Origin of the sequence: Streptomyces sp. SID14478, assembly GCF_010548525.1 — a bacterium.
Classification (GTDB): Bacteria; Actinomycetota; Actinomycetes; order Streptomycetales; family Streptomycetaceae; genus Streptomyces.
The window spans coordinates 1-8406 of sequence record NZ_JAAGMG010000556.1 but is presented as its reverse complement, the minus strand read 5'-3'; the positions used below and the strand labels follow the sequence as shown (position 1 = coordinate 8406).

The 8406-nt window shown below is 71.8% G+C and carries 9 protein-coding genes; 2 read left to right on the top strand and 7 right to left on the bottom strand.

The features are described 5' to 3' along the window. On the top strand, window positions 1-478 hold a 478-nt coding region (locus G3I40_RS18445), incomplete at its 5' end, for an ATP-binding cassette domain-containing protein (RefSeq protein ID WP_164303237.1). Here G3I40_RS18445 and G3I40_RS18440 read toward each other — a convergent pair. From G3I40_RS18440 to G3I40_RS18430, 3 genes are read right to left on the bottom strand one after another with little or no spacing between them, the layout of a single operon-like run. Next, the gene (locus G3I40_RS18440) at window positions 475-801 is read right to left on the bottom strand and encodes an NIPSNAP family protein (protein WP_164303236.1); all 327 of its coding nucleotides are present in this window, start codon (window positions 799-801) and stop codon (window positions 475-477) included. The genes G3I40_RS18445 and G3I40_RS18440 overlap by 4 nt on opposite strands. A 40-nt stretch (window positions 802-841) precedes the next feature. Then, window positions 842-1201, bottom strand: coding sequence for a hypothetical protein (locus G3I40_RS18435; protein ID WP_164303235.1), 360 nt, complete (start codon window positions 1199-1201; stop codon window positions 842-844). A gap of 57 nt (window positions 1202-1258) precedes the next feature. Next, on the bottom strand, window positions 1259-2053 hold the full coding sequence (locus tag G3I40_RS18430; protein WP_164303234.1) for a helix-turn-helix transcriptional regulator: 795 nt from the start codon (window positions 2051-2053) through the stop codon (window positions 1259-1261). An 85-nt stretch (window positions 2054-2138) separates the two neighbouring features. Between G3I40_RS18430 and G3I40_RS18425 the strand changes: the two genes are divergently transcribed. Continuing rightward, window positions 2139-2939 (top strand): sulfite exporter TauE/SafE family protein, encoded by an 801-nt coding sequence (locus G3I40_RS18425; protein WP_164303233.1) that lies wholly within the window; start codon window positions 2139-2141, stop codon window positions 2937-2939. On the opposite strand, the gene G3I40_RS18420 is transcribed toward G3I40_RS18425, so the two are convergent. The 4 genes from G3I40_RS18420 to G3I40_RS18405 all read right to left on the bottom strand — a co-directional run. Then, the gene (locus G3I40_RS18420; protein ID WP_164303232.1) at window positions 2934-4544 is read right to left on the bottom strand and encodes an APC family permease; all 1611 of its coding nucleotides are present in this window, start codon (window positions 4542-4544) and stop codon (window positions 2934-2936) included. The two genes, G3I40_RS18425 and G3I40_RS18420, sit on opposite strands and share 6 nt — an antisense overlap. Before the next feature lie 131 nt (window positions 4545-4675). Further along, a complete protein-coding gene (locus G3I40_RS18415) occupies window positions 4676-5335 on the bottom strand; it encodes a YceI family protein (RefSeq protein ID WP_164303231.1) in 660 nt (219 codons plus the stop codon). 183 nt (window positions 5336-5518) lie between these two features. Then, on the bottom strand, window positions 5519-7537 hold the full coding sequence (locus G3I40_RS18410) for an NB-ARC domain-containing protein (protein ID WP_164303230.1): 2019 nt from the start codon (window positions 7535-7537) through the stop codon (window positions 5519-5521). Window positions 7538-7611: 74 nt separating this feature from the next. Next, a partial coding sequence (locus G3I40_RS18405; RefSeq protein ID WP_203644344.1) for a cytosine permease occupies window positions 7612-8406 on the bottom strand: 795 nt, incomplete at its 5' end.

Below are 8406 nucleotides of genomic sequence, written 5' to 3'. Positions count from 1 at the left end.
GCTGCCGCTGCGCCGCCGCGGCCTGCGCCGGGCCGAGCGGCGCGCGGAGGCCGAGCAGATCCTGGAGCGCGTCGGCCTGCACGGGGCGGCCCGCGGCTACCCCTGGCAGCTCTCCGGCGGCATGCAGCAGCGGGTCGCGATCGCCCGGGCCCTGGTCGTGCGCCCCTCGCTGCTGCTCATGGACGAACCCTTCGGCTCCCTGGACGCCCAGACCCGCGAGGACCTGGAGGACCTGCTCCTGGAGGTGCACCGCGCCGACGGCACCACGATCGTGTTCGTCACGCACGACATCGACGAGAGCGTGTACGTGGGTGACCGCGTGGTCGTCCTGTCCGCGGGCCCCAGCTCCCGCGTCGCCCGGGACCTGCCGGTCGAACTCCCCCTGAAACGCGACCAGATAGCGACACGCAGCCTGCCGGAGTTCGTGGCACTGCGAGCGCAGGTGGGGCGGGCGGTGCGGGCGCTCCCCGCCGACTAGGGAGTGCCGTCCGGCATGTGCGGCAGCATCGGGCGCATGAAGGTGCGTTCGTAGCGCAGTACGCAGTTGCTCTCGTCCCTGATGCGGTCGGCCTCGATGAAGTCCGGGTCTTGTCCGAACCTGGCGCGGTACTGCTCGTACGCGGCCAGGCTCGGGAAGCTGAACAACGCGAGGGCGACGTCGCTGGCACCTTCGGCGGGCAGGAAGTAGCCGTGGTGCGTGCCGCCGTGCCGGTCGACGAGCTCCATCCAGCGGCGGCCGAACTGCTCGAACGCGTCGGTCTTCGCCGGGTCGATGACGTAGTGGACCACGCAGGTAATCATGAGCGGCATCGTAGGCGGGCGCGCGGGCCCGGACCTCGGCTCAGCGCGCCGGGAACCCGGCGTCCTGCCGGCCGCCGACCGACATCTCCACCGCGTCGTCGTCCGCGACCCGGATGTCCCGCACCTGCCAGGCACGTTCGCCGATCGGGGTCCCGGCGGCCGTGGTGTGCGCGGCCACGGTCAGAACGACGTCGCCGCGGTCGGCCACCAAAAGCTCCGCCGGGACGGTGACACCGTCCGAGAGGCGCAGGGCGAGCCCGACCGGTGCGGGAGCCGCGGCGAAGGCCGCCGGGTCGGGCAGGCCCTGGATCAGGACGCGGGCTCCCGCGAAGAGGTGCGTGTGGGCGCAGTCGGCCGGGAAGGAGCCGTCGTGCGCGGGGCCGACAGGGGGTGTGGGCAAGGAGAGCTCCCGGGATGCGCGGTGCGGCCGGACGCGGACACCTGTTTGACCTGCAGGTTAACTCCGGTGACCGCTGTCGGCACCGCCGCGCGCACGGGTCGCGAAGCGGGACGGCGGGGTACCGAAGGCGCGGGTGAAGGCGGCGGTGAACGCGGCGGGCGAGGCGTAGCCGAGCCGGCCGCCGACCTCGCTGACCGATGCGCTCCGCAGCAGCGGCACGGCGGCGAGCAGTCGCGCGCGGGCCCGCCAGACGGCAGGGCTCTCGCCGCCCTCGTCACGGAAGCGGCGGGTGAACGCGCGCTCGCTCATGGCGGTGGCCGCGGCCCACCGCGCGTTGGTGACACCGGCGTCCGGCGCGGCCAGGTACGCACGGCACAGCCGCGCCAGGTCCGCGGAGGCGGGGATCCCCACGTGGAAGGGGAGCGGGGCGCGCGCGGAGATCTCGTGCAGGAGGAGCGCGGCGATGCATCCCGCACGCCCCGCCAGGTCGTACTCGGGCTCGAACTCCACGGCGGCCAGGAGGAGTTCGCGCAGGAGGGGAGGTACATCGACGACCATGCAGGTGCCGGGCCACCAGGGGACGGCGCCCGGCTCCACGTACAGGCTCCGGGTACTCACCCCGAGCATGCGGACCCGGTGCCGGGTGGCGGCCGGGATCAGCACGGCACGTTCGGGCGGGACGGTCCAGGTTCCCTCGGCGGTGTCCACGACCATGACGCCCGTGGCGCCGTAGAGGAACTGTGCGCGCCGGTGTGCGTGCCAGTCCAGGAGGTGGCCGGGCGGATAGTCGGTGCCGATCGGCAGGACGGCCCGGTCGACGTGGTCGACCTCGGCCAGGGGGACGTTCTTCACCGGCCCACCCTAGTGGCTGAGACGCGAAAGGATTGTGCCGACCATCGCATGCGAGTTGGCGTACGCGGCTGATGGGGTGAGTGGCATGGACGTGGTGATGCTGATCGGGGTCGGGCTCCTCACCGGAGTGACGACGGTGCTGTTCGGGTTCGGCGGCGGGTTCGTCGCGGTGCCGGTCGTGGTGTGGGCGGACGCCGCGCTCGGCGCGGACGCGATGCGGGTGGCGACCGCCACCTCGGCGTTGGTGATGGTGGTGAACGCCGCGTTCGCGACGTCCGTGACACCGCGCCGGGTCCTCGCCGTGCTCCGCGGCAGCACGCCGCTGCTGGTGCTGTTGGCGGCCGGGGCCACGATCGGCGCCTTCGCCACCCGGCTCGCCCCGCCGGAACCGGTCCGCTGGGCGTTCGTCGCGTACGTCGCCCTGACCCTCGTCGACCTGCTGACGCGCCCCGGCTTCCTGCGTCCTCGCGCCGCGGCCGGGGAGGTCCGGGCGGCCAGGGGGCCGTTGCCGGCCGTCGTCGGCGCTCCGGTGGGTGCGGTCGCGGCCTTCCTCGGGGTGGGCGGCAGCGTCATGACCGTGCCCGCGATGCGGCGGGCCGGACATTCCATGCACGTGGCCACGGCACTGGCCAACCCATTGACCCTCGCCATCGCGCTGCCGGCCACGGCGGTGTCCCTGGGCGCCGCCGCCGTGCCGAAGGCCGTGGACGCGCAGGTGTTCCTGGTGGGCCTCGTCGACCTGCGCGCGGCCGGGGCGCTGCTCCTCGGAGCGCTGCCGGTGATCGCGGTGCTGCGTCGGCGCCCGCCCCGGATTCCGGACCGCGCCTACGCGTGGACCTCTGTCGGGCTGCTTGCCGTGGTCACGATCGCCATGGGTCTGTCATGAGCCCGCGTCCACGGACCCGGGAGCGACCGGCAGCCGACGGCCGGAGCGCACCGCCCAGCCGAAGACGAGGACCGCGAAGACGGCCACGATGATCGAGTCGTAGGGGGCGGGCACCTTTCCGGCGCCCTCGAAGGAGCCGAGCCAGGACAGCAGCGTCAGCACCAGCAGATAGGCCACCAGCCAGGATCCGCGCAGGAATTCGGCGGCCAGATCCGGCTCGGCCCGCTCCCGGGGGCGCAGGAAGAAGAAGAGCAGCAGTCCGATCAGCACCATGGGCAGGGCGTAGCGCAGGTCGTGCCAGCCGGACCAGTACACGAACTCGGTCGCGACCACGAAGCTCAGCGGGGCGATCCAGGACAGCCCGGGGATCCAGCCGCGCAGCCCTCCGTCCCGTCGGCCCCGGAAGACGGCGACGGCGACGGCCGAGGCGGCGTAGATGAGGAGGTACATGTCGCCCATCACGCTGACGATCTGCTGCCAGTCGCCGAACGGGAGCAGGAACACGAGGATGACGGCGAGGTTGAGCAGCAGCGCCCGGTGGGGGATGCCGTTGCTGCCGTTGACCTTCATGAAGTACCGCGGCAGGGTGCCGTTCTTGGCCAGCGCGAAGGTGTGCCGGGCGTCGATCGCGACGCCGACGTAGGCCGAGCCGCCGGGTGAGGCGACCGCGTCCACGTAGAGCAGGCTGGACAGCCAGTGCAGGTTCAGGATCAGTGCGAGCTGGCCGAACGGTGAGTCGAAGTCGATGCCGGACCAGCCGTCACCGAGCAGGCGGTCGGGGACGGTGGTGAGGAAGGCGAACTGCAGGCCCAGATACATGACCAGGGCCAGACCGATGGCCGCGAGCACGGACGGGGCCATCGTGCGGCGCGGATTGCGGGCCTCGCCGGAGAAGTCCAGCGGGGCCTGGAATCCGTTGAGGGAGTACACGATGCCGCCACCGGCCAGCGCGCCGAGCACGGCGCCGTAGCCGTAGGGTGCGAAGCCCCCGTGCGCGGAGTCCGTCAGGCGCCCCGAGTGGAAGCCCGAGGCGAGCAGCGCGATGACGGTGAGCACCGGTACCAGGATCTTGAAGACGGTGAGCAGGTTGTTGAACCGTGCGAAGACCCTGACGGCGAACCAGTTCAGCAGGGTCAGCAGCCCGCTGAGGGCCATGGCCACCGCGACGCCCTCCGTGGTGATCCCGCCGTCCTCGTACAGCCCCGGCAGGTAGTGCCCGGCGTACTGCATGATCGCGCTGATCTCGGCGGCGGTCCCGCCCACGGACAGCAGGGTGGACCAGCCGATCAGGGTGCCGACCAGGCGACCGCTGGCGAACAGCGGCCAGCGCACGGTGCCGCCGCCTTCCGGGCGGGAGACGCCGAGTTCCACCATCACCAGCGCGACGAGGGCGACCAGCACGCCCGCCGCGAGCCAGGACAGTACGGCCGCCGGGCCCGCGGTCTGCGCCGCGTACATCGCCGCGAACAGCCAGCCGGAGCCGACGATGTTGGAGAAGCCGATCGCGGTGAGGCCCCAGAACCCCAGATCCCGCCGGAGCCTGCGCTCTTCGTCGCCGACCGCCGTGTCCGTACTCACTGTGCTCGTGCGCTGCTCTCTGGGCATGCCCCAGGGGTAGCAGAGGCACGCGCCGGTATCGACCATTTCCACGGGCGGGCCCTGCCGACCCACGCAGCCGCTCGAAACCGTGCGCGCGTCCTCGGCACCTGCGGACCGGGTCCGGACCGCAGGAGGTGTTACGTCAGCGGCGCGGAGCGGATCGCCGAGATGTCGAACTGCAGCCGCACCTTCTCGCTCACCATCGTGCCGCCCGCCTCCAGGCGCTGGTTGTAGACCAGGCCCCAGTCCGTGCGGTCGATGGTGGTCGTGCCGTCGAAGCCGGCCCGCTCGAAGCCGAACGGGTCCAGGACCGAACCCAGGTAGTCGAGTTGCAGCTCGACGGGGCGCATGACGCCCCGGATGGTCAGCTCGCCCGCCATGCGGAAGCTCTCCCCGCCCTCGTGGACGGTCGACACGCTGCGGAACGTCATCTCGGGATGACGCTGGGCGTCGAAGAAGTCGGTGCCGATGAGGTGCGCGTCCCGCTGCTCGACGCCCGTGTCGACGCTCGCGACCCGGATGGCGATCTCGGCCCGGGACTCGGACGGCCTGGCGCCGTCGAAGTACAGGGTGCTGTCGTAGTCGCTGAACGCGCCCCGCACCGTCGTGACCATCGCATGGCGCACGGAGAACCCGATGCGGCTGTGCGGACGGTCGATGGTCCATTGCCCGGTCAGCGCGCGCAGGGTCGGATCGAGCGTGGCGCCCGCGGCAGCGGCGGCCGGGAACGGCGTGCTGGGGCCGACAGCCGGCGCCGGCTCGAGCGTCGCGCCTTGGCGACGGCTGAAGATGCCCATGGTGTCGTCTCCTTCGAGTCTGATCACTCCGTGCTATCACGTCGGTCACGGGTGCTCGGCTGCGAGATGGGAGAGCTCGTCCGGGTTCCATAGGGCTGCCTGCAAAGATGCACAGGATCGGCACGAATGTGGAGGCACCGTCTGCCGGTCACTCCTGACGCACAGTCACCGGGCGGGAGGCGGTCAGGAGGACGGGGACCCTTGCAGGACACGGGCGAGACTGTGCTCCGCGTCGTCGTTCAGGGCGGCGCGGAAGGCACTGTCGTACGCGTCGTCGCCGGCCGCCTTGCGGGCCTGCGTCTCCCAGCGCTCGCGGACCTCGGAGAGCTCGGGTGTGCCGTGGTTGGGGTGGCCGAGCATGCGCCAGAAGGTGTTCCCGGTGCCGGAGGTGCGGGCGGCGCCGACTCCGTTGCCCTGCCCGGCGTTGGCGCCGGTGAGCAGGTCCAGGGCGAGGGCGATGCCGAGGTTGTCGTTGAGGTTGTGCTTGCTCGTGAGCATGGCCCGGGCGTTGCGCTCGGCCTCGTGCGGGCGGCCCTGGAGGAGGTCTATGAAGGCGAGTTGGTGGAAGGCGTACGAGCGGGCCCAGTGCTCCCCGTACTGCAGGCTGAGGCGGCGCAGGCCGACGGCCGCCTCATAGGCCTCGGTCAGCCGGCCGAGCGCGGAGTGCGCGAACGTCCTGATCACCATGCAGCAGAGCTGGGGCGCGCCCGAGGGCGGCGAGGTGCTGTGGTTGATCAGCGCGTGGTCGCTCACCTCGTACGCGTCCTGGGGTCGGCCCGCCATGAGGTGGGTGAGGCCGAGGGTGTGGGCGGCGAAGAGCGCGGATGCCGGTGTGCCGTCCTGGCGGGCGGCGTCGGCGCACTCCTGCCCGACCCGCAGGGCGCCTTCATGGTCTCCCTGCAGGGTGAGCGTGATGCCGAGGGCCCACAGCGCGCGGGTGCGGGACGGGCCCGGGGGCGTGTCCAGGGCGAGGACGCGTTCGAGGTAGTCGCGGGACTCGTGGAGGTGCCCGCAGCAGGGCCAGAACAGACCCGTGCGGCCGACTGCTTCCAGAGCGGCGTCGGGGTCCTCGGCGATGAGGTGGTCGAGTGCGGCGCGCACGTCGCTGTGGCTGTCGGAGATCCTCGTGTACCAGGCGACCTGTCGCTCGCTGAGCCAGCCCGACTCGGCCTCTTCCAGGACGGTGGCGAAGTGCGCGGCATGGAGCCGGGCGAGGGTCTGTTCCTCCTTGAGTTCCGCGAGCCACATGGCCCCGTACTCGGACAGCGTGTCCAGCATGCGGTAGCGGGCGCCGTCCCGGCGCAGCACGGACTGATCGGCGAGCCGCTCGAGGAGGCCGGGGATCTCGTGGGCGCCGAGCGGCCCGCCCGCGCAGACGGCCTGGGCATCGGCCACTTCCACGGGAGCGCGGAAGACGGAGAGTCTGGCCCACAGCAGGCGTTCGAGGGGGGAGCACAGTTCGTGGCTCCAGCCGATCGCGGTGCGCAGGGCCCGGTGACGCTTGGGCCAGACCGTCTCGTCGACGAGCGTGTCGAGCCGTGAGCCGAGCCGCTCCGAGAGCTGCGCCAGGCTGCTCTCCCTCAGCTGCGCACAGGCGAGTTCGACGGCGAGGGGGATTCCTTCGAGGCGACGGCAGATGGCACTCACGGTCGCGGCGGCGGCCGGGGGGTCGAGCGTGACATGCGGGGCCGCGGCGGCGCACCGGTCACGGAAGAGGCGCACCGCCTCGCCGCTGTCACCGTCGTCGAGGGAGAGCGGGGGCACCTCGATGCGGTGCTCGGCGCGGACGCCGAGGGACCGCCTGCTGGTGGTCAGGACGGTCAGTCGGGGTGCGGCGCGCAGGAGTTCGTCCACCAGGCGCCGGGTGGATTCCCGTACGCGTTCGCAGCAGTCGAAGACGAGCAGGATCCGCCGGCCGGTCAGCCACTCCCCCAGCGCCTCGACGGGGTCGCGCGGGTTGTGGTCGAGGAGGTCGACCGCGTCGCAGACCGTCGCCGTGAACAGCCGGTTGTCGTACAGGTTCGACAGGTCCACCCACCAGACCCCGTCCGCGTACGCGTCCCTCATCTGCTCGGCGACGCGCAGGGCGAGCCGACTCTTGCCGACGCCGCCGCCACCGGTGAGGGTGACCAGGCGGTGAGCGGTCAACGCCGTTTTGACGGCGCCCAGTTCGCTCTCGCGGCCTACGAAGCTGGTCGTCATGACGGGGAGGTTGCCTACCACGGTCCCATCCTCCAATGTCCGTGGGCAGGACCACACCCCCTCGCAAGAAACGGTCAAATACGATCAGTTTTAGGCTCGGTTTGATCGGCCGCGTGCTTCGCTCCCCGGAGCCTGAACGGCGCGTAGCAGCCGAGTCCGACGAGAAAGGCGACGTAGTAGCCGAGGTCAGCGCCGTGGAGTGTCTCGGCGACGGGGCCGACGTACAGGGCCGTGTTCATGAACGGCACGGTTGCGGCGAAAGCCACCACGAATGCCAGGAGTGCCGCCAGTGACGAGTGTGGCCGGGCCTGTTCCGTGGCGAGTGCGACGGGCGCCCCGCCACGCGCCCGGTACCGGGCGAACCAGTCGACGCAGACGACCGCGACGAAGCCCGGAATCCAGTAGCCCACGAACAGCAGCACGTTCTGGAAGCGGGCCGCGGTGTCGGCCGCGTGCATCCACAGCACCAGGGGGAAGCCGAGCAGCGCGGCGAGCCCGGCGGCGAGCGGGCGGGGCACCCGTACGCCGATGACCTGCAGCGCGAGAGAACCGCTGTAGTCGTTCATCGCGTTGCTGCACAGCGCCGCGAGCGCCACGGCGAGCAGGCCGACGGAGCCGATCACGCCACCGCCCAGCAGGGTGTCGACGCCCTGCGCGGTCTGGTCGGTGAAGACCGAGGCGCCCCACAGTCCGAGCGCCTGCACGGCGGTGAAAGAGACCACGACGCCCGCCAGCGTGCACCAGAACATGCGCGTCGCGGAGGTGGTGCGGGGCAGATAGCGGCTGAAGTCGCTGGCGTACGGCGCCCAGGAGACGGCGAGGCTCAAGGCGATGGTGGCGGTCAGGACGAACGCGCCGGCCCGGTCGGC